Origin of the sequence: Staphylococcus sp. 11511212 (assembly GCF_011394755.1) — a bacterium.
Taxonomy (GTDB): Bacteria; Bacillota; Bacilli; order Staphylococcales; family Staphylococcaceae; genus Staphylococcus; species Staphylococcus chromogenes.
On the sequence record NZ_JAANBQ010000003.1, the window covers coordinates 876,378 to 899,290 of the forward strand.

The window sequence follows — 22,913 nt, forward strand, 5'->3', positions numbered from 1 at the left end:
GTAAAGACTGAGCTTTTACTTATTTTTCGATATAGTTCGTTAATGTTCCAATATTATCCACAGTGACTTTTACTTCATCACCCGGTTGTAAGTATTGAGGTGGGTTCATTCCCGCACCTACGCCTGCAGGTGTTCCCGTTGCAATAATATCACCTGGATGTAACGCAACATATTTTGAAATTTCTTCAATGAGTTCATCAATTTTTAAAATCATTTGTGATGTATTTCCATCTTGACGAATTTCATTATTCACTTTAGTCACGATATTCACGTTTTCTGGTGTTGGCATTTCATCTTTCGTCACGATATAAGGTCCCATAGGGCATGCGCCTGTTAAACTTTTTGATAAAAATGCCTGATCGTGTGCTTTTTGAGCCGTACGGTCAGTAATGTCATTGATGATGGTATATCCATAGACATAGTCTAACGCCAAACCTTTAGGAATTTTTTCTCCTGATTTTCCGATAACTACACCAAGTTCACCTTCATAATCTAATGTGTCTGTAATATCTTTATGGTTTGGAATTGTTGCTTCATCTCCTGTTAAAGATGAAGCCGCTTTTGTGAACACATATAAACGATTGACTTCGTGATTCAATTCTTCAGCATGTGCTTTATAGTTGCGACCAAAAGCAATTACATTGTTCGTTGGGGTAACAGGAGGTAAAAATTCAATATCAGTAAATTTTACTTTATAGTCATCACCACGACCACTATCCTCTGCGGCAACCACCGCTTTACGCACCTGTTCTTGGAATTCTATCGTTTGATTCTGTTGTAATCCTTGTAGTAACGTTTTTGGATGAAAATCACCCTCCGCAAAGTCAGCAAATACTTTTGTTAAATCCCATGCGGCTTCCTCACGTTTTACTTTTACGCCAAATGACGTTTCACCATTGTGTTTGAATGATAAAAATTTCATTCATAATCAGCTCCTAACGTATATCTTACACACATTATAACGAAAATTTCAGATAAATCACACATTTACCCTTTTAATTTAATCAATTACTAAGGCACCAAACTTAAAGAAATACAAATATCCTGAAACATGTTGACCTGTAATCGTCTCTAAAGCTTTTTTATAATACTGCATTTGAATGCGGTATTTTTCTTTCAATTGTGCTCCAATTTCATCATCTGTCATTCCTCGACGTTTCACAAAGGCATCCGTTTTATAATCCACAAAATGATACGTCCCTTCTTCAACATAAACTACGTCAATCATCCCTTGAATGATAGCTGCATCATTATCATGCGTCTCACTTTCTAAATCATGTTGATTCACAATAAAGGGGAGTTCTCGATAAATCTCATCACTTTCTGCAATTCGTTGATATAAATCACTGTTAATGAATCGCATTACATCATCTCGTTGAATATCATTTATGGCACCTTCACTAATGATGGCCCGTTGTACGAGAGTGTCAATATAGGCGTTAAGTTCTTCTTCTGTTAAGCCCTCTTTACGAAATGGCAAATGTTGCATCACTGTATGCATTAAAGTTCCTATTTCCGCTGCAGTTCGTTTTTGTTCTTCAAGAAACTGAGGGCGATTGTATGTGGCCACGCCTAAGCGGTATTGACGCACCCGATCATAATTGGTATCTGCCTGTTCCGTTTCAAGTTGGCGTTTTAACTCAGAGACCGATTGTTTAGAAGCATCGTGTTGCGCACTTTGATATGGATATTCAAATAAAAGTCGCGCTTCAATTTCACGGGTAGTTGCGCGATCACGCCCTCCTTTATTGATTTGTTGTTCGAGTCCTTCCATTGTGAGACGATGGGCTTCTTCTGTTTCAGTCGGTAGAATATCTTTGGCTTCAATATGTTTGATTTCAATTGCCGGTTGCAATGAAGCGTCTTGTTGAGAAGGAGCTTTAAAGCGCAACGCATCAATGAGTGACTGGTTGTCAAATTTACTAAACACACTATAAATCAGTTCAAATGGATTTTTAGCATTGAATCTTGTGAGCGCTGTAAGTTTATCTTGCGCAATGGGCGCTTGTGTCAGTTTTTCTAAACGCTCTTCTTTTTTCTCACGACCAATAAGATACAGTTGTTCTTTCGCACGTGTTAAGGCCACATAAATTAATCTCATTTCCTCGGAAATAATTTCTTTTCGATTGGTTAACTCGATACTCATCGAAATCAATGATGGATAAAATATTCCTTTTTCTTCGTCGTAATATTGAAGTCCTAACCCCTCGTGTTGATTTAATATGACAGGTTGATTTAAGTCCATCATGTTGAAGTCACGGGTTAGACCTGAATAAATGACGAATGGGAATTCTAATCCTTTACTGCTATGAATTGTCATCATTCGTACGACATTGTCATTCGGCCCAATCATATTTTCTTCTCCGAAATCTTTTCCTCTTTCTATCATTTGATCTATAAATCGAATAAATTGGAAAAGCCCTCTAAAACTTGATGACTCAAAATCAACGGCTTTGTTAAACAATCCATGTAAATTGGCACGTCGCCCTTGTCCGCCGACAAGACCGCTAAAATATTGGATTAAATAATGGTCATTAAAAATCTTATCTATCAATTGATACACAGGATGACTCTGACTGTATTTGCGGTAAGCCTCTATATCATTAAGAAATAATTTGAGCTTATCTATCAGTTCAGGTTGTGCTTGTTCAGATTTCATATAATGCTGAATGGATTGGTAATAATAATCATCATTAGGTGAAATAATTCTAATTTGAGCAAGTTCATCTTCAGTAAACTGATAAATCACTGAACGCATCAATCCGACTAAATAAATGTCTTGAAGTGGATTATCTATAACTCTTAAAAACGATAGCATAAGTCTTATTTCTGTCTGTTCAAAATAGCCTTGTTTACTATTTACATAAAAAGGAATATCCCTATCTTTAAACACTCGTTGTAAATGACGGGCGTTACTATAGCTTCTTTCCAAAATGACAATATCTTTATACGTCGCTGGGCGATATTGTTTTGTTTTGATGTCATACACTTTTTGTGTTTCAAGAATCGTTTCAACTTGTGCTGCAATCAAATGCGCCTCTTGTTCAGATCCTGTTAAATCACTGTCTTGCTCCTCTAATAGCACATTGAAATGTAACGGGATGTCGACCGCATCAAACGGGGCCCCATAATACAATCTTGCCGCTGCATCGTACTCGATTTCTCCTACTTCTGAATCCATCATATGATGAAATAGGTAGTTGGTACTGTTTAATACTTCTTTACGCGAACGAAAGTTTTGTGATAAATCGATTCTCCAACCACTTGATTGATCAGGTTGATTGAATGCTTGATACTTTTCAATGAATAAACTTGGATCAGCTTGTCTGAACTTATAAATCGATTGTTTTACATCGCCCACCATAAAAAGATTTCCATTTGAGGCATCTCCACGCTTAATGCTCGCAATTATCTTTTCTTGCACGCGATTCGTATCTTGATATTCATCTACAAGAATTTCTTCAAAACGTTGGCGATACATCTCAGCCACTTCTGAAGGGTGACCCTTTTCATCATATAAAATTCGAAGTGCAAAATGCTCATAATCTGTGAAATCTAAAATATTACGTTCTCTTTTCGCTTTACTAAATGCCTGAATGACGTCTTTTGTCATTTGTGCAAGATAATTAACTCTCGGTGCCAAATGTGTCAATTCAGACATTAATTCCTCATCATCACGTGCGGCGAACTCTTCTTTTACTTTCGTCAATAGCGTTTTAAATTGATCATAGTATGCTTTGAATGTTTCATACATTTCATTTAAACTTTCGTCTTTTCCGATGTCCCGAGGTTTTGTGGGTAAACGTCCAAAGTCATAGTCTTTCAGTTGCATTTTATCAATTTGACTCTCACTTAAAAGGCCACGCAATGCTTGACGATGAGCATCTACAAATGGCACATGTTTTTCTAAATCTCCGATAAGTTCCAATTGATTATAGGCTTGTTCAAGTGCAGCTTGTGCCGCTTCTACATAAAGTTTGATATAACGATTTAAATTAGAGAGATAATGTTGTCGAAGATGCGTCTCTATATAGGGTGCATCTAGTGCATCAAGCCACTCTTGAGGGTTTGGGTTAGCCACACTAAAGTAATACAAACTTTTGATAATTTGACGTAAGCGTTCATCGTTGCGATCTGAACCAATTTGTTCTGTTAATGCAATAAAATGTGAATTTAATTGACTATAATGTGTTTCGAAAACATCATCAATCACCGATTCTAATAACAATACATTTTCAACTTCACTTGCCGTCCGAAAGTTAGGGTCAATTTCTAATACATCGTAATGTTGTTGAATTAACTTTAAACAAAAACTGTGTAAAGTAGAAATTTGTGCTTGATGAATTTTTGCACTTTGATTTTTAATATGTTGGTTGGACGGGTCTTCTATAATGGCTTGTTGAATTCTTGCTTCAATACGATGTTTCATTTCTCTAGCGCTTAAGTTGGTAAAGGTCACAACGAGCAGACGGTCCACATCAATGCCATCTGTTAAAATGCGTTGAATGATGCGTTCTACAAGTACAGCCGTTTTCCCTGAACCTGCAGCAGCAGCCACTAGAACATCTTGCCCTTTCGCATAGATACTCTCCCATTGGGCATCTGTCCATTGCACCTCTTGTGGTTTAGTTGGAATCATCGTCTTCCTCCTCTCTCAAACATTTTAAAGGATCAATCTTTTCATCCACCGTGCGATATTTTGGCGCATCAATCAAACTGTCTACATGACAAACAGATTGATAATTACAAAAACGACAAGGGAGCGTTTCTTTATATTTAAGTGGGGCAACTTCGGTATGTCCATCCATAATGTTTGTCGCAATCTTTTCAAAATTTTGTTGGTTATGTTGCATTAAACGGTAAAGCGTCTTTTCATCTGCCACTTTACTAGAACTGTAAAATTCGCCATTTTTCTTTAATCGAACCGGAACAATATCTGAGCTAAACCCACCTGTTAAACGCTTATCATAAGCTTCTAATACATCTGGATCACTATTCAGCAATCCACTCAATTGATATGATTTCAAGAAAGCCTGTGCTAAGTTTTCTACGTTTAAATTAGACCAAGTTCGTTTCTCATCTTTAAATTTATGCACATACATATAAAGAAATCCACCCGGTTTGACTTCATTTGATAAACCGAGTCTGTCTTTATTCTGTAGTGCAATATCCATATACGTCATCATTTGCATTTGTAATCCATAATACACCTTTACTAAATCTAATGATGCACTTGTGGTAGAAGATTTATAGTCTACGATATTGACAAAGCTCTTATCATGAGTTTCAAAAATATCAATACGGTCAATTTGTCCTCTAATATTAATCGGTATGCCCTGTTTCGTTTGTAGAGGTTGTGCCACAAGTTCATTCTCATTACGTGGACGCTTTCTAAACGATTTTTCAAATGCGATAGGATGAAATTGAGAATATTCACTTTGATGTTTCATCGCAAATAAAGTGGCTTGCACAATGGCGCCAATACGTTGTGACAAATATTGATAATAAGACGTTGAATTCAATAAATTGTATTGAACCTCAGGTAAATAATGTGCTAGCGCCTCTTCTGTTAATTGCTGAATTTGAGTCGCTGTCAATTGGTTGAAACGGCCTTCTACTTTTTCAGCAATGTAACGTAAGACGTCGTGAAAAATCGTCCCTAAATCAAAACTTTGCAGTTGGTATTTTGTACGTTCGTTTAAACGTAGCCCATGAGAAGCATAATGTTTAAATGGGCAAGTTTGATAACCTTCAAAACGTGAGACACTCGCATTAATCGTTGTTCCATATAATGCTTTTGTCATTTGTTGATCGAGCTGAGTAGTGTCATTCGTATAAGTGAGTGCCGTTTTAAGATGATTCAAACCTTTTGACAATGCCGTATACTCTGCCATCACATAATAGACGTCATACCAAATATCCGAAATCAATTCACCTTCTAAAGCGGATTTTAAAGCTTCGAACAAATGGACTTTTGTTTGATGCGGATGGGAAACGAGAGACAACGTATGACGTTCATGTTCTCTTTTTGTTGCTGTCACTTGTAATTTCGAAAATAGGCCCATCGTCTGTATTAAAAATGGACTTATTTCTCTTTCATTACCATTCGTTCCCATTAAACTGTAACTCCACGTTACTTTTTCAGTCGCACGTGTCATGGCATAATAGCAAACGAACGCTTCGTCCATTTGTAATATGTCCGCAGTAGGACTGAGTTGCATCTCGGTAACACTTTCGAACTGTTTCTTTTCTTCATCGGACATTAAATTTTGACTTGAGGACGCTTGAGGCATGACACCATCATTCATACCTATCATATATACATGCTTTTTATTATCTACCTTTGCAAGATCCATCGTTCCTATCGTGACTTGATCTAACGTTTGAGGAATCATTGAAAATTCAAGCTCATTTAACCCGACATCTAATAGTTCAAGAAATCTTTTTAAAGACATCGATTGCTCTTGAAAAACAGTGACTACATCATCTAAAACACGACTAAATCCATTCCAAATTTGATCGATTTCTTCTGCTTCTGTGTGTTTCCCAGCCTCATCTAATAAATCACGTTCCGTCATCAGTTGCTGTGGCAGTTCAAAATCTTCCATGACTTCATAAAAAGCTGTTGCATAATCTAACACGTGTTGACCTTTATTTAATCTTTCTTCAAACGTTAATAACTTATGAAAAACATCATTTTTTAAAGTCACGACACGTTCGAATAATGTTTTTACATCTTCATTAATTTTTTTTCGTTTAATCCCCATTTTTTCAAATTGCTCAAGCGTAAAATATTTTGGATCTATCCAACGCTTTCCGTAAATGCCTCGCTCGATAGCAAAGTTTTCCAAAATATCAATACGATGCATACTATCTGTATATTGCTTCGTTAAAACATTTGTTTTTAACAGACGCATCAATGGTTCAAATTGCCAACCTGTTTGCATCACTTCAATGAGGGCGCGCAACATCTCCATCACAGGATGGTGCGTCATAGATTTTTTAACATCAATATTATACGGAATATCAAACTGTGGCAAAATCGCATCTAATAAATACGTATAGCTCGGGTCTCGATACAAAATGGCAATATCTTTAAAGCGATATTGATGCTCGCGTACATCTTTTAAAATTTGTCGCGCAATTTCATTGACTTCATCACGCGTTGTTGGGGATTCAAGGATTTCTATAGACTCGATATCATTGTGATAACGCTCTGGCAACAATGCGTCAAATTGTTGTTCAAGGTGTCTCATGTCCTGACGTTGGAATCGATATTGTGTTGTAAATGAGACAGATTGTAGCGGTACCCCTACTCGCTTGGCAATGTCTTCGATATGTAGAAGGGCTTCGGACGGTTTTCGAAACATGCTAAACTCATCTTTATCACCATTTGTCGTCAATAAGACGGTCACGGACTTTGCTTGTTGAACTAATGCCTCAATCACCAAATATTCTTGCGTCGAAAAGTTATGAAAGCCATCAATGTAGATATCGGCTTTAGAGAGCCATTTTGATTGAGGAATCAATGAAATAAAACGATTCATTAAAGCTTCGGACGTTATATACTCATCTGATAAGCGCTCCATAAGTTGCTCGTAGATTAATCCTATGTCCGATAATTTATCACGCGTACGACGTTCAAATCGCTCATTTTGCGCTGCTTCTAACACCATTTCAGAAGTAATCGCATATTTTTCAAAATCTTGAATTTGTTCTCTAATTTTTGCACTAAACCCTAAATATTCAGTTTGCGCATGATACAACTTAAGATGTTGACGTTGTTCTTGTAAAATATCATAAAGCATCATTTCTATAGCACTTGTGGATAAACGTTTTTCGGTCACACCACCTAATTCTTGAAATACGCGATGACTTAATCTTTCAAAGTGTAGCACTTCTGCCCGTAAACTTCCACGTAACGCTTCATCATTGACGAAGGCTTGCTCATACATGTAGGTCCCTTGCATAGGCGTAATCAAGACAATAGGATCCCCAATGGGTTGCGTTTGAAGTTTCTTTTTAATTTCATCTAACATTGCCGTGCTTTTTCCAGTACCTGCACGACCTAGAAATGTTCGAAACATTTCTTCACCCCTTTAACTCTCGTTCATTTTATATTTATTATAGCATTCTCCTATCGTTTACTCGATACGTTTCATACAATCCTTAGATGCATAAATTTCATACAAAATGCCCTTCTTTTCACGTGAATTCATATAGAAATAGGAACATCTATGCCGCTTTACTTAGAGATAAAATCGTAAACTTCTAACAATATGAAAAAGCCATCAAAATTTACCTCTTGATAAATTTTGATGGCTATTAAAATATCTATTAAATAAAATTATAATGAAGGCGCGAATAATATATCGCCTCGCCATATTTAACCGTTTTGATTACTTGTATGATCAGGGTTAAAATTGATTTTAAATTCACTGAATGGCCAGAAACGTAAAGAAACTTTACCCACAATTTGCTTTTTGTCAATTAAACCAAAAGCACGACTATCTTTACTTACTTCACGATTGTCCCCTAAAACTAAGTATCTGTCTTTAGGAATCTTATACTGTCCACCACTATTCGGTAAATCAGATGATTTGAATGACCCTGTAATTTCTTCATAATTTTTATGTTTCATATTGTACTCTAAATACGGTTCTGGTGTTTTTTTACCGTTAACATATAAAACATCATGTTTATATTCAATATGATCGCCAGGGACACCAATGATACGCTTGACGTAATCACTATTTTCATCCGCATGGAACACAATCACATTACCACGCTCTAGGTTTCCAAATGTTTTCCCTAGCTTATTAACAATGACGCGCTCGCCATCTTTTAATGTTGGATCCATTGAGTCTCCCTTTACATTATATGGTTTGATGACAAAAGCATAAAGTAACCCCACTATGAGTAACGCTAAACCAATAGAAACCAACCATTCCATTGTTTCTTTTTTCAACATCGACACCTCTAATCCTTAAAGTTTACAGTCATTTTTTCGAAAGGATAATAACGTATTAAAATCGTTCCTATTATATCATTTTTATGTACAGTTCCAAAGGCTTCAGATTCCTTTGAAGATGAAAGCTGATTCATCACAACATAATGACTAGGACTTATAATATCACTTTCTTGTTCAGATAACATCTTTGAAGACCAATTTTGAACCCCTATTTGTTTGACCCAATCATCTTTTACCGGTTGGTTGTCCACGTAGAGTTGTTGTGCCTTAATCTCAATGGATTGACCTGGTTCACCTATAATCCGACCAAGATGCAGTTGACCATCTTTATGATATACAATCATATCCGCATGATGAATCATGTTCAATCGGGGCGTCAGTTGATTCACAATCATGCGATCTCCTTTTTGAATTAGGGGGGACATATAGTCATTGTCTGCACGAAAAGGGACTGCAATAAACAAGACAATCACCAAGAGTACAATGATGGCGCTTATCAATGCTCCCATAATTTTAATGGTTTTTCTCATATTGGCTCCCCCCCTTTTTATTTGAAGTTTATCTATTATACCTTGTTTTATTTATTTCAGTATCCTACTTAAGAACGAATTATGTTGCATTCAAAAAGAGGCGGGACTTTATCGTCCTCGCCTCTATGGAGTCATTTAACGCTTATAATCTTTCTTCAAGTTCTTTTTTCTTATCTTCGAAACCAGGTTTACCTAATAATGCAAACATGTTTTGTTTGTAAGCTTCTACACCTGGTTGGTTGAACGGATTAACACCTAGTTGGTAGCCACTCATCGCTACAGCTGTTTCAAAGAAGTAAACAAGATAGCCATAAGTAAAGGCATCGAGTTGAGGTACTTTCACAACTAAGTTAGGAACACCTCCGTCAGTATGTGCGAGCAATGTCCCTTCAAATGCTTTCGTATTGACATCATCAACTGTTTTACCAGCCAAATAATTCAAACCATCTAAATCCTCTGGGTCTTCTTCAATTGTAATCACATGCTTAGGTGATTCAACTTTTAAAACAGTTTCAAATAAGAAACGACGCCCTTCTTGAACATATTGACCTAATGAATGCAAATCTGTTGTAAAGTTTGCACTAGATGGATAAATCCCTTTTAGGTCTTTACCTTCAGATTCTCCGAAAAGTTGTTTCCACCATTCGTTAAAATATTGTAATGAGGGTTCATAGTTGATCAACATTTCAGTCGTATATCCTTTGCTATATAGGATATTACGAATCGTCGCATACTGATAAGCAATATTTTCAGAAACGTCATCAGAGCTTAATTCTTCACGTGCTTTTGCAGCCCCTGACATCATGCTTTCAATATCAATTCCTGCAACTGCGATAGGTAAAAGTCCTACTGCTGTAAGGACTGAGAAACGACCCCCAACATCATCAGGCACGATAAATGATTCGTATCCTTCGTTAGTTGCAAGTTGTTTTAATGCACCTTTTTCTTTATCTGTCGTAGCGAAAATACGTTTTACTGCTTCTTCTTTACCGTATTTTTCTTCTAATAATTTTTTGAAAAGACGAAATGCTACTGCTGGTTCAGTTGTTGTTCCAGATTTAGAAATGACATTCACTGAGAAGTCTTTGCCCTCTAAATAGTCAATTAATTCTTGTGTATATGTGGATGATAAATGATGTCCTGCAAAAATAATTTCAGGTGTATCCTCATTCTTTTTAAATGCTGGTGTCAACATCTCAATAGCTGAACGTGCACCTAAATATGAACCACCAATACCAATAACCACTAAGACGTCAGAGTTAGATTGAATTTGCTTTGCGGATTTTTGTATACGTGCAAATTCCTCTTTATCATAATCTACGGGTAAATCAACCCAACCTAAAAAGTCGCTACCTGCTCCTGTACCTTCATGAATTGTGTGATGTACTGATTTAACAAGGTCAGCTTGTTGATCGATTTCGTGTTGTTCAAAAAATGATAACGCTTTTTGATAATCTAATTGAATATGTGTCATGCACTGCGCCTCCTAATATTTCTAACTATTGTTATTCTACTAAGATTTTCATATGTTTTCAATTTTCAGACTCGCAGATTCTTGCTCATTTCAAAATTTTTAGTGTATATTTATTTATATACTTGCATAATAAATCATTTGTGATATAGTAAGTGCTATACATATTAAACACCGAGGGGGAATTGGAAATGAATAAACAAAAAGTTGTATTAGCATACTCAGGCGGTCTTGATACGAGCGTGGCCGTTCAATGGTTGATTGATCAAGGTTATGAAGTTGTCGCTTGCTGCTTAGATGTTGGCGAGGGCAAAGATTTAGATGTTGTCTATCAAAAAGCACTCGATATGGGAGCGGTCGAGTCACATGTGATTGATGCCACAAAAGAATTTAGTGAAGATTACGTCGGCTATGCGATTAAAGGTAATTTAATGTATGAACAAGCTTATCCTTTAGTTTCTGCTTTATCTCGTCCGTTAATTTCTAAAAAGCTTGTTGAAATCGCACATGAAACTCAAGCAGATGCCATTGCTCATGGTTGTACAGGTAAAGGGAATGACCAAGTTCGATTTGAAGTCGCTATTAAAGCATTAGACCCTAAACTTAAAGTGATCGCACCTGTAAGAGAATGGGGTTGGAGCCGTGAAGAAGAAATTGATTATGCAAAAAAACATAATATTCCTGTACCAATTGGAAAAGAATCACCTTATTCTATCGACCAAAACTTATGGGGACGTAGTAATGAATGCGGTGTATTAGAAGATCCATTTGTGGCACCTCCAAAAGATGCCTTTGACTTAACAAATGAGTTAGAAGATACACCAGACACACCTGATGAATTGCTTATAACATTTCATAAAGGTTTGCCAACACATATTGACGGCCAGGCTTACGAATTAGATGATTTGATTCTACATTTAAATCAAGTCGCTGGGAAACATGGCATTGGACGTATTGACCATATTGAAAATAGATTAGTAGGTATTAAATCACGTGAAGTATATGAAACACCTGGTGCTGAAGTTATTTTAAAAGCGCATAAAGCTTTAGAGTCTATCACATTGACAAAAGACGTAGCGCATTTCAAACCTATTATCGAAAAGCAATTTGCTGAACAAGTGTACAATGGTCTATGGTTTTCTCCGTTAACAGATGCACTCAAAGTGTTTGTAGACCAAACGCAAGAACATGTCACTGGTGAAGTACATGTCAAATTGTTCAAGGGTCATGCTATCGCCAATGGAAGAAAATCAGACTATACATTATATAATGAAGAACTTGCGACTTATACTAAGGAAGATGCATTTAATCAATCATCTGCTGTAGGATTTATCGATATTTATGGATTGCCTACTAAAGTTAACGCAATGCAAAATGGAGGGTATCAAAATGACTAAAAAAGCTTGGGGCGGTCGTTTTGAAGAGAAACCAGAAGATTGGGTCGATGCATTTAATGCATCGATTCACTTCGATCAAACATTAATTGATGAGGATATTCAAGGAAGTATTGCTCATGCAACGATGTTGAGTCATAAAGGGATACTTACTGAAAATGAATGCCAATCAATTGTCCAATGTTTACAAGAGATTCAAAAGGATTTTCATGAGGGTCATATTCAATTTCAAGCCTCACTCGAAGATATCCATCTCAATATTGAACATGAGTTAATCACACGTATCGGGGCTGTTGGCGGAAAGTTACACACTGGCCGTAGCCGTAACGACCAAGTTGCGACGGATATGCACCTTTATACAAAAAAAGAAGTTCAAAATCTTATCGCATCCATTCAATCATTCCAAAAAACCATTGTTCATTTAGCAGACGAACACGTCGACACTATCATGCCTGGTTATACGCATTTGCAACGTGCTCAGCCTATTTCCTTTGCACATCATATTATGACGTATTTTTGGATGTTGGAGCGCGATAAAGGACGTTTTCAGGATGCATTGAAGCGGATTGATATTTCTCCCCTCGGTGCGGCGGCATTAAGTGGAACAACTTATCCTATTGATCGCCATGAAACACAACAGTTATTAGGTTTTGCTTCGTTATACGAAAACAGTTTAGATGCGGTGAGTGACCGAGATTATATTGTTGAAACATTACATGCGATAAGTCTGACAATGGTTCATTTATCCCGTTTCGCTGAAGAGATTATCTTTTGGTCCTCAGAAGAAGCTCAATTTGTGGCATTATCAGATGCCTTTTCTACAGGTTCATCCATCATGCCTCAGAAAAAAAATCCTGACATGGCTGAATTGATTCGTGGTAAAGTCGGTCGAACAACCGGACATTTAATGAGCATGTTGATGACATTGAAAGGGCTGCCTCTTGCCTATAATAAAGATATGCAAGAAGATAAAGAAGGCCTATTTGATGCCCTTCATACATTGAAAGGCTCCTTGCGTATTTTTGAGGGCATGTTAGGTAGTATGACTGTAAACACTGAGCGATTAACCCAAACTGTTCAAAAAGATTTTTCAAATGCCACAGAATTGGCAGACTACCTTGTAATGAAAGGCATCCCTTTTAGAGAAGCTCATGAAATTGTTGGGAAAATTGTATTATGGTCCATTCAAAATGATCTTTATTTATTAGATGTCCCTCTTGAAGTCTATCAACAACATCATGCTTCTATTGAGAAAGATATCTATCATTATCTTCATCCATCAGAAGCGGTCAAACGTCGTAAAAGCTATGGTTCTACTGGTCAAGAGTCCGTAAAACATCAAATCTCTGTTGCAAAAACATTAATTTAATATAAAGAGTTCAAAAGTTCTGTTAAATTTAGCAGAACTTTTTTAATTAGTTATTAATTTTTATAACATTCATTCAAATCTATTGTTATTATAATTTGTGTATTATAATTTAAGTAAGGAGTAATTATTACTTTAATAAAGGGAGGATTTACCATGAAGCATTCCAAAGTTTTACTTTCTACAGGTTTAGCGACATCTTTAATTTTAGGTGGTGTGACAATGCCTCAACAAGCAAATGCCGGTTCAGTACAAAGTGCCTCACAACACCAACAAGCAACACCTCTATCTCCAAGTGTACATAATGTTTTAAACAAAAAACATGTCACGATTGGTCATCGTGGCGCTAGCGGATATGCCCCTGAACATACTATCCCTTCTTACGATAAAAGCATTAATGAAATGGGTTCTGACTTTTTAGAAATTGATTTACAAATGACGAAAGACGGCCACCTCATTGCGATGCATGATGAAACTGTCGACCGCACAACGAACGGTACAGGTCGTGTAGATCAATATACCCTCGCACAACTCAAAAAATTGGACGCCGGTTCTTGGTTTAATAAAGCGCACCCTGAATACAAAAATCCTAAATACGTTGGACAAAAAGTACTAACACTCGATGAAATCTTCCAACGTTATGGTACACGGACTAACTATTACATCGAAACGAAATCACCAGAAGTTTATCCTGGCATGGAAGAAAAATTACTGCAAACAATGCATAAATATGGATTGGATAAGAAAAACCAACTTACGAATGGGAAAGTCGTCATTCAGTCCTTCTCACAAGCAAGCTTACAAAAAACACACCGTTTAAATCCTTATATCCCTTTAATTCAATTGACTGATTTAGGTCAATTGCAAACAATGACTGAAAAAGATTTACAAAATGTGAAAAGTTATGCTGTCGGCATTGGACCAGATTATCATGATTTAAATGCGAAAAACACAAAGCACTTAAGAGAACTCGGCTTTTACATTCATCCTTATACAGTGAATACGCTCGCTGATATGAAGCGATTAAACAAATATGGCGTAACAGGAGTTTTCACGAATTACCCTGATGTATATAGTCAACTTATTAAATAAATTCAAAAAACACGCAAAGTTCATGAACTTTGCGTGTTACTATATTTTTATATTACGCCCAACCACGATAACGTGCTGCTTCTGCTGTACGTTTAATACCAACGATATATGCTGCTAAACGCATGTCGATTTTACGATTTTGAGAAAGATTGTAAATCGTATCGAAGGCACTGACTAATTTTTCACGTAATTTTTCGTTAACTTCTTCTTCTGTCCAGTAGTAGCCTGTATTATTTTGTACCCATTCAAAATAAGAAACGGTTACGCCCCCTGCGCTGGCTAATACGTCAGGAACAAGCAGTACACCACGATCTGTTAAAATTTTTGTTGCTTCAGGAGTTGTCGGTCCATTTGCAGCTTCGACAACAATTTCAGCTTTAATATCGTGTGCATTATCTTCTGTAATTTGGTTCGCAATGGCTGCTGGTACTAAAATATCACAGTCTAGTTCGAATAATTCTTTATTAGAAATCGTATCTTCAAATAAGTTCGTTACTGTACCAAAACTATCACGACGATCTAATAAATAATCAATATCTAGGCCTTCAGGATCATGTAATGCACCGTATGCATCTGAAATCCCTACAATTTTAGCGCCTTGATCATATAAGAATTTCGCAAGGAAACTACCTGCGTTACCAAACCCTTGAATCACAATACGAGAACCTTTAATCGTTTTACTACGGCGTTTTGCTGCTTCTTCAATTGCGATAACAACACCTAATGCTGTAGAACGGTCACGCCCTTGTGAACCCCCAAGGACAATTGGTTTACCTGTAATAAAACCTGGTGAGTTAAATTCATCCATTTGGCTGTATTCATCCATCATCCAAGCCATAATTTGAGAATTTGTAAAAACATCCGGTGCCGGGATGTCTTTTGTTGGCCCAACGATTTGTGAGATTGCACGTACATACCCTCTAGACAGACGTTCTACTTCATGGATGCTCATTTGACGAGGGTCACACACAATTCCCCCTTTACCGCCACCATAAGGTAAGTTCACAATACCGCATTTTAATGTCATCCACATAGATAACGCTTTTACTTCTTCTTCATCAACATCTGGATGAAAACGTACCCCACCTTTAGTTGGTCCAACCGCATCATTATGTTGCGCACGATATCCTGTAAACGTTTTTACTGTACCGTCATCCATTTTAACTGGAATTCGAACAGTTAAAAATCGTAATGGTTCTTTAATTAACTCATACATACCATCATCGAAACCTAATTTGTGCATCGCTTCTTTGATGATACCTTGAGTTGACGTCACTAGATTATTTTTTTCAGCCATGATCCATTTCGCCTCTTTTTCCTACATGTTTTCGCTTACATAAGTCATTGTAACATAAGCTATTCTTTTTTAAAGCCTTTTCACCTATGGTAAAAGGATAATCATTTTTTATAAATTTGAGGTCATAAAATTCACTTTAAAATATGAAATTTAAAACTTATTAGGCCTCAGAAAAAACCTTTTTCACTTTATCAATTGCAAAATCTAGTTCTTTTTTCGTAATGACTAATGGAGGTGCGAAACGAATAACTGTATCATGTGTTTCTTTACATAAAATACCCTCTTCTTTTAAGCGTTCGCAATATGGACGTGCATTTTCATGTAATTCAACACCAATAAATAACCCACGGCCACGTACTTCTTTAATCGATGGGTGATCTATTTCAAGTAATGCTTTTTTGAAATATTCGCCAAGTTCTTGAGAGCGTCCTGGTAAGTCTTCGTCAACAATCACATCTAATGCTGCAATAGACGCCGCACATGCAAGTGGATTGCCTCCAAAAGTTGATCCGTGAGAGCCAGGTGTAAATACATCAAGTACCTCTTTATCCGCAAGTACCACAGAAATTGGGAAGACACCGCCACCTAAAGCTTTTCCTAAAATATAAACATCTGGTTTAACTTCATCCCAATCTGTGGCAAATAGTTTTCCTGTGCGCCCTAATCCTGCTTGAATCTCGTCAGCAATAAATAAGACATTATGCTCATCACATAACTCACGCACTTGTTTTAAGTAACCTTCAGGTGGTATATTAATGCCGGCTTCCCCTTGGATTGGCTCAATTAAAACCGCAGCAGTATTTTCATTGATAACTTCTTTTAATTGTTCAATGTTGCCGAATTCAACATTTGTAAACCCTTCTAATAAAGGACCATATCCACGTTGATACTCTTTTTCGGAAGAGAGTGAGACGGGTGCCATCGTACGTCCATGGAAGTTACCTACCATTGCCACAATTTCAGCATCATTCGGCTTAATTCCTTTGACATCATACGCCCAACGACGTGCTGCTTTTAAAGCCGTTTCTACCGCTTCTGCTCCTGTATTCATTGGTAATGCTTTTTCTTTACCAGACAGTTTACAAATTTTTTCATACCATTCCCCTAAGTTTGCGCTATGGAAGGCACGGGAAACAAGCGTCACTTTGTCTGCTTGATCTTTTAATGCTTGAATGATTTTAGGATGTCTATGTCCTTGGTTCACTGCAGAATAAGCAGCAAGCATATCCATATATTTGTTGCCTTCAGGGTCTTTCACCCAGACACCCTCTGCTTCCGAAATGACAATTGGTAGTGGTAAATAGTTATGCGCCCCATAATGATTTGTTAATTCAATAATTTGTTCTGATTTTGTTGTCACAATAAACGCCCCTTTATATGAAATTATAGGGTAAACCTATCTCGTATTACATTTCAAATCAAACTTCCGTTTCATCTGAATGCATCTATGAATGGCTTACCCTACCTTACGTACATAAAGTATTACATCGCCAAATGGTGATTCGCCTGCGTTCTCTTTAAAAACGTATTGGCATCTTGTACACACTTTGAGACTTTATGCATATTATTCAATTCTTTATTTTTTATAAATGTTCAGACACTGTACGTCCTTGCATATGAAGTACTAAATAATCTGGTCCACCCGCTTTAGAATCTGTACCTGACATTTTGAACCCACCAAATGGTTGATATCCAACAACAGCGCCTGTACAGCCACGGTTGAAGTACAAGTTACCCACCATAAAGTCACGACGCGCTTGCTCTAACTTCATACGGTTGTTTGAGATAACTGCACCTGTTAAACCATATTCAGTGTCATTCGCCACATCGATAGCTTCATCGAAATCTTTCACTTTTGAGAAACCAACGACAGGTCCGAAAATTTCTTCTTGCATAATGCGTGAATTTGGATCTAAATCAGCAATAACTGTTGGATGCACAAAGTTTCCTTTTTCTTCGTCAGTGTTACCACCAGTTACAATGCGACCTTCTTCTTTACCAATTTCAATGTATTTTTTAATTTTATCTAGTGATTTTTGGTCAATAACTGGACCTACATATGTGTCTGGTTCAGCTGCATTGCCGACTTTAATTTTTTCAGTTTCAGTTTTAACGCGCTCTAACAATTCATCATAAATGTCTTGGTGTGCAATGACGCGTGAACATGCAGAACATTTTTGCCCAGAGAAGCCAAATGCTGAGTACACAATCGCATCAGTTGCCACTTGTAAATCTGCTTCATTATCAACGATAATCGCATCTTTACCGCCCATTTCAGCAATGACACGTTTGATATGATTTTGTCCTTCTTGAATCACTGCCGCTTTTTGAATAATTTCTTTACCTACATTTTTAGAACCTGTAAATGAAATTAAGCCCACGTCTTTATTTTCAATTAAGAAGTCACCAATTTCACTTGATGAGCCCGGAATCCAGTTGACTACCCCTTTAGGTAATCCTGCTTCTTCAAGCACTTCCATAAATTTATAAGAAATAATTGGTGTATTTGAAGAAGGTTTTAATAATACTGTATTACCTGTTACTACTGGTGCTGCAGTTGTTCCTGCCATAATCGCATAAGCAAAGTTCCATGGTGAAATGACCACACTTACACCAATTGGAAGATAATCGAATTGATTATATTCTCCTGGTCGGCTATTTACTTTTTTACCGTCTTTTAATTCGAGCATTTGACGACCATAATATTCCATAAAATCAATAGCTTCTGCAGTATCTGCATCTGCCTCTTTCCATGGTTTTCCGCCTTCTTTAGATAATAGCGCTGAAAATTCATGTTTACGTTTACGTGTTAATTCGGCAGCACGGAATAAAATATTCGCACGTACTTTTGGATCTACATTTCTCCATGTTTTAAACGCTTCTTTAGCTGCTTCTAATGCTTTTTGAGCATGTTCTTTTGATGCTTTAGAGACATAACCAATTGTTTCTTCACGATTTGAAGGGTTATACACACGTGTTTTATCATCTGTATAGACGCGTTCTCCACCAATAATTAATGGATACTCTTGACCTAATTCGCGCTCAACTTTTTCTAATGCACGAAAATAAGCTTCGCGGTTCTCCTCTTTCGTAAAATCTGTAAATGGTTCGTGTTGATATGGAATCATTTATAAATCCTCCCTTGTTTAATTTGAGAAAGCACTTACCTTTATCATGACATATCGCCTTTAGGAAGTAAAAGATTTTTTCAGTCTTTACTGAATTATCACAATTTTCGTGGTAATTTGTATCTTCAACACTCTAAAGCGATTATATTGCTCGAATTAAAGCGCTTTCATTTACAAGAATTATAGCTTTTATTCAGGCTAAATTCAACCACTTTAAGCCAGTAAATTCAGACGCTTTTATTTCATTTATGCTCATTTTGCATTAATATACATCTATCAATTTTTATATACAAAAAGACCAAACGACGATTCATGTCATCTGGTCTTTTAATTAATCGGCTTCGTCTTGCATTTGTCGCTTTGACTGTTTCACCCAATATGGCAAGCGTTCTTTTAAAGTTTGAAACCCATATGTTTCGGTCTCTTTAATTTCGTCCAATACTGAACGTTTTTCCTTTTTACGCTCATAATTTTTAAAGTAATCATTGTCTTTTAAAGACAAATTCAGTTTACCTGATTCATCAATTGAAATGATTTTCGCCTTTACCGTTTGTCCTTGCGATAAAAGTTTTTTTAAATTATGCACATAATCATCCATAACTTCTGAAATATGAATAAGTCCTTCAGTATTGTCAGGGGTTTCAACGAAAGCACCGTAGGGTTGAATACCAGTCACACGTACTTTTATGTGTTGACCAACACGATACTGTTTTTTCAACTTACATAACCCCTTATTTAATTTGAACTTCAACAGTATCATCATAGCATATATTTTTTAAGAATCCTAACCTTTTAGCACGTGATTATTTAAAGCTCAAATCTATATCCATACGTTAAAAAAACAATTTTCTCAATTCTTCTAAGTGTATCATGCAGTGCACATCTATGAATGACCCGCTACCCAAGGACGTTGTGTAGAAGTGGGAGTTTTTCTTTTAGCTGGTAACGCTTCCTTTTTGACCACTCTTGGATTTTGTCCTTTTTCAATGCGTTGTTTTAAATTTGCATCCATTTTATACGTTTGAAAGGCCGTAAATTCACGCTTTGCAGTAGACTGACAAGTTGGGCATGTCGCTACTTCGTGAGAAATATTCATCGATTGACGCAATGTAAACGACCCACACGTGGCGCATGTATAAGTATAGTTTGGCATTAATCTTCATCCATTTCTGGTAATACACCTTTTTTAAAAATTTCTCGTGGAATTGCAATTGTACAGCAAGCATTCGGCACATCAACAATACCCGCGACGGTTCCTTGAATTGGCGCAGTTCCTAACAACATAAACGCCTGTTCACCGGTAAAACCTCTCGTTTTCAAAAATTCTATCGCATTTAAACATGCATTTCTGTATGCTGTATTAGCATCCAGATACGTTTGTTTACCTGTAAATTCATTCACAGAGATCCCTTCAAACACGATATAATCACTGTAATTTGGCATAACAGGCCCTGGATTAAAGGCTGGATTTTTCTTAATACTATATTTTTCCATTCCATTTTTAATCACATTGACTCGCAATTCTATCCATCCGGGCATTTCAATTCCGCCGCAAAATGTAATCTCCCCATCTCCTTGAGAAAAATGTAAATCTCCTACAGATAGTTTTGCGCCGTCTACAAATACTGGAAAATAGATTCTAGATCCTTTGGATAAATTCTTAATGTCACAGTTTCCTCCATTTTCACGTGGAGGTACCGTACGTGCGCCTTCTTTTGCCACACGTTGAAACTCTTTTCCTTTTAATGTGCCTAATACTGCGGCGTCTTCTGTAGGTAAATTCGCTAAAACAGGCTCACGATTAGGATCAGTATCTACGAGTGCTTTTTCTCGTTTATTCCATTCATCTAACATTTCTTGAGAAGGCGCTACACCGATTAATCCAGGATGAATAATTCCAGCAAACTCAACTCCTGGGACGTGTCGACTCGTCGCATATATTCCATTAAAATCCCAGATTGATTTTTGTGCATGTGGATAATGGTCAACTAAAAAACTACCGCCATTAGTTTTATCGAAAATGCCATTGAATCCCCATTCGTGTTCAGGAAATGTGCCGATATCTAAAATATCAACGACAAGTAAGTCCCCTGGTTTAACGCCATTAACATAGACTGGGCCACTCAATACATGTACACGGTTTAAGTTAACCTGTTTAATGTCACTTGGGTCATCATTATTTGCAATTTGTCCATCTGTCCAATCTAGACATTCCATACGAAACGACTCTCCTGGTTCCACTGAAAATGCAGCAGGTATATCGGGATGCCAGCGATTGTGTCCCGGATATGCTTGTTGGTCCATTTTCTTATTCAAATCAATGCTAAATAATTTTTTTGGCACGATTTCATCCCCTTTATGAAAATTTATCAATAATGAATGCGCTTACCTGTTGTTATTGTTAAATTACCCTAAAAGAGATAGTGTACACACCAAAAGTTTATATCGTCTATTTATCATTGTAATTAAAAGGATTGGTATGATGCTAAGAAAAATTTAATAGATTAAAATGACCAAATTAAAGCTATTTTTAAACTTCATATCCCCTATAAAAAGCGTACGCAAAGAACAACTTTCTAAAATCAGAAAACCATCAAAATTTACCCTCAGATAAATTTTGATGGTTATTTTAACATAACTTAGATAAGTAAAATTGCCAGTGAGTCAAAGACAAATACATTTGATGAATTCTGTAGCCTAGATTAATGAAACAATCAAAAAGGAATATGTCAATGCCCTCGCCCTTTCAACCTCTAAGAAGGAATATCGCATTGTTGTTGTAATTGTACAGCTTCCGTAGCTTTTTGCAGACAAGCGTCATAAGAGAGTTTTTCGTCAAAAGAAAATTGATATATGTCTTGAAATGCATGGGCAATATCACTAGGTGAGCCCAGTTGATGTACAGCATCCATCATTTCATAAACTTCAGCATCTCCTAATGTTTTATCTTCAAAATGCATCGGATTCCATTCGGATAGTAATTGATAAAGCGCTATATTCAAATCGTTGTTCGCCATTTAAGAGCCTCCCTCAATGCATTAACGATACAATTATGCAGTAGGTTCGTCTTCGATATCAATTGATTCAATGACAACATCGTAGGCTGGTTTGTCTCCAGGGCCCACTTTAACATTGGCAATATCTTCTAATGTCTTTTCACCTTCGATTAATTGACCAAACACGGTATGCTTTTGATCCAACCATGGTGTGCCACCTTTTTCACGATACGCTTCTGCGATTTCTTTTGGCCATCCACCATCTTGTAACTGATTGAGCATTTGAGCTGGAAGTTCTTTCATTTGGACAATGAAAAATTGAGATCCATTTGTTCCCGGTCCAGCATTAGCCATAGAAAGTGCGCCATACAAATTGAAAGCTTCCATTGAAAATTCATCTTCAAATGGTCCGCCATAAATACTTTCTCCACCCATTCCAGTTCCTGAAGGGTCACCGCCTTGAATCATAAAATCATTAATGACACGGTGGAAAGTAATCCCGTTATAATACCCTTGTTTAGAAAGCTCAACAAAGTTTTTCACTGTTTTAGGTGCAATCTCAGGGAATAATTTTAAAGTCATATCTCCCATATTTGTATGCATGACTGCTTTTATTTCGTTTTTTTGAATTTCTTTTGTCAATTGCGGATAGTTCGTCATTTGTCATA

General features: G+C 36.7%; 17 protein-coding genes. 3 read left to right on the forward strand and 14 right to left on the reverse strand.

Translation table 11 applies throughout. From position 1 onward, the window contains the following. Window positions 1-19: 19 nt before the first annotated feature. The 6 genes from G8Y84_RS05675 to G8Y84_RS05700 form a co-directional block, all read right to left on the reverse strand. Window positions 20-922: a fumarylacetoacetate hydrolase family protein gene (locus tag G8Y84_RS05675; RefSeq protein ID WP_037572227.1), complete on the reverse strand. Its 903-nt coding sequence runs from the start codon at window positions 920-922 to the stop codon at window positions 20-22. A 78-nt stretch (window positions 923-1,000) separates the two neighbouring features. After that, window positions 1,001-4,639: a helicase-exonuclease AddAB subunit AddA gene (addA, locus tag G8Y84_RS05680; protein WP_037572229.1), complete on the reverse strand. Its 3,639-nt coding sequence runs from the start codon at window positions 4,637-4,639 to the stop codon at window positions 1,001-1,003. Further along, on the reverse strand, window positions 4,626-8,087 hold the full coding sequence (gene addB / locus G8Y84_RS05685) for a helicase-exonuclease AddAB subunit AddB (RefSeq protein WP_107370369.1): 3,462 nt from the start codon (window positions 8,085-8,087) through the stop codon (window positions 4,626-4,628). Before addB ends, addA begins: the two co-directional genes overlap by 14 nt. 299 nt (window positions 8,088-8,386) lie before the next feature. Beyond that, complete coding sequence (gene lepB, locus G8Y84_RS05690) at window positions 8,387-8,968, reverse strand: signal peptidase I (protein WP_037573035.1); 582 nt, start codon at window positions 8,966-8,968, stop codon at window positions 8,387-8,389. An 11-nt stretch (window positions 8,969-8,979) separates the two neighbouring features. Further along, complete coding sequence (lepB, locus tag G8Y84_RS05695; RefSeq protein WP_037572234.1) at window positions 8,980-9,501, reverse strand: signal peptidase I; 522 nt, start codon at window positions 9,499-9,501, stop codon at window positions 8,980-8,982. A 142-nt stretch (window positions 9,502-9,643) separates the two neighbouring features. Continuing rightward, complete coding sequence (locus tag G8Y84_RS05700; RefSeq protein WP_165806180.1) at window positions 9,644-10,975, reverse strand: glucose-6-phosphate isomerase; 1,332 nt, start codon at window positions 10,973-10,975, stop codon at window positions 9,644-9,646. A gap of 188 nt (window positions 10,976-11,163) precedes the next feature. Between G8Y84_RS05700 and G8Y84_RS05705 the strand changes: the two genes are divergently transcribed. The 3 genes from G8Y84_RS05705 (at window position 11,164) to G8Y84_RS05715 (ending at window position 14,824) form a co-directional block, all read left to right on the forward strand. Further along, the gene (locus G8Y84_RS05705) at window positions 11,164-12,369 is read left to right on the forward strand and encodes an argininosuccinate synthase (RefSeq protein ID WP_165806181.1); all 1,206 of its coding nucleotides are present in this window, start codon (window positions 11,164-11,166) and stop codon (window positions 12,367-12,369) included. Next, window positions 12,362-13,735, forward strand: a complete 1,374-nt coding sequence (argH, locus tag G8Y84_RS05710) for an argininosuccinate lyase (RefSeq protein WP_165806182.1) — start codon at window positions 12,362-12,364, stop codon at window positions 13,733-13,735. The genes G8Y84_RS05705 and argH overlap by 8 nt, the downstream gene beginning before the upstream one ends. Before the next feature lie 153 nt (window positions 13,736-13,888). Further along, window positions 13,889-14,824, forward strand: a complete 936-nt coding sequence (locus tag G8Y84_RS05715; RefSeq protein WP_103158908.1) for a glycerophosphodiester phosphodiesterase — start codon at window positions 13,889-13,891, stop codon at window positions 14,822-14,824. Between the two features lie 52 nt (window positions 14,825-14,876). On the opposite strand, the gene G8Y84_RS05720 is transcribed toward G8Y84_RS05715, so the two are convergent. From G8Y84_RS05720 to G8Y84_RS05755, 8 genes are all read right to left on the reverse strand, one after another. Further along, entirely contained in the window at window positions 14,877-16,121 is a 1,245-nt protein-coding gene (locus G8Y84_RS05720; protein ID WP_103158907.1) for a Glu/Leu/Phe/Val family dehydrogenase, read from the reverse strand. A gap of 160 nt (window positions 16,122-16,281) precedes the next feature. Next, window positions 16,282-17,481: an ornithine--oxo-acid transaminase gene (locus tag G8Y84_RS05725; RefSeq protein WP_165806183.1), complete on the reverse strand. Its 1,200-nt coding sequence runs from the start codon at window positions 17,479-17,481 to the stop codon at window positions 16,282-16,284. Window positions 17,482-17,704: 223 nt separating this feature from the next. Further along, window positions 17,705-19,249, reverse strand: coding sequence for an L-glutamate gamma-semialdehyde dehydrogenase (pruA, locus tag G8Y84_RS05730; protein WP_037572253.1), 1,545 nt, complete (start codon window positions 19,247-19,249; stop codon window positions 17,705-17,707). Between the two features lie 331 nt (window positions 19,250-19,580). Then, on the reverse strand, window positions 19,581-19,967 hold the full coding sequence (ygs, locus tag G8Y84_RS05735) for a S1 domain-containing post-transcriptional regulator Ygs (protein WP_037572258.1): 387 nt from the start codon (window positions 19,965-19,967) through the stop codon (window positions 19,581-19,583). A 165-nt stretch (window positions 19,968-20,132) separates the two neighbouring features. Next, a complete protein-coding gene (locus G8Y84_RS05740) occupies window positions 20,133-20,402 on the reverse strand; it encodes an FmdB family zinc ribbon protein (RefSeq protein ID WP_037572261.1) in 270 nt (89 codons plus the stop codon). Beyond that, a complete protein-coding gene (gene fmdA / locus G8Y84_RS05745; RefSeq protein ID WP_037572263.1) occupies window positions 20,402-21,592 on the reverse strand; it encodes a formamidase in 1,191 nt (396 codons plus the stop codon). Before fmdA ends, G8Y84_RS05740 begins: the two co-directional genes overlap by 1 nt. Window positions 21,593-22,002: 410 nt before the next feature. Next, window positions 22,003-22,266 carry a DUF1871 family protein gene (locus tag G8Y84_RS05750; RefSeq protein WP_037572266.1) on the reverse strand — a complete coding sequence of 88 codons (264 nt, stop codon included), beginning with the start codon at window positions 22,264-22,266 and terminating at the stop codon, window positions 22,003-22,005. Window positions 22,267-22,299: 33 nt separating this feature from the next. After that, window positions 22,300-22,905, reverse strand: coding sequence for a peptidylprolyl isomerase (locus G8Y84_RS05755; RefSeq protein ID WP_037572270.1), 606 nt, complete (start codon window positions 22,903-22,905; stop codon window positions 22,300-22,302). Window positions 22,906-22,913: the final 8 nt, after the last annotated feature.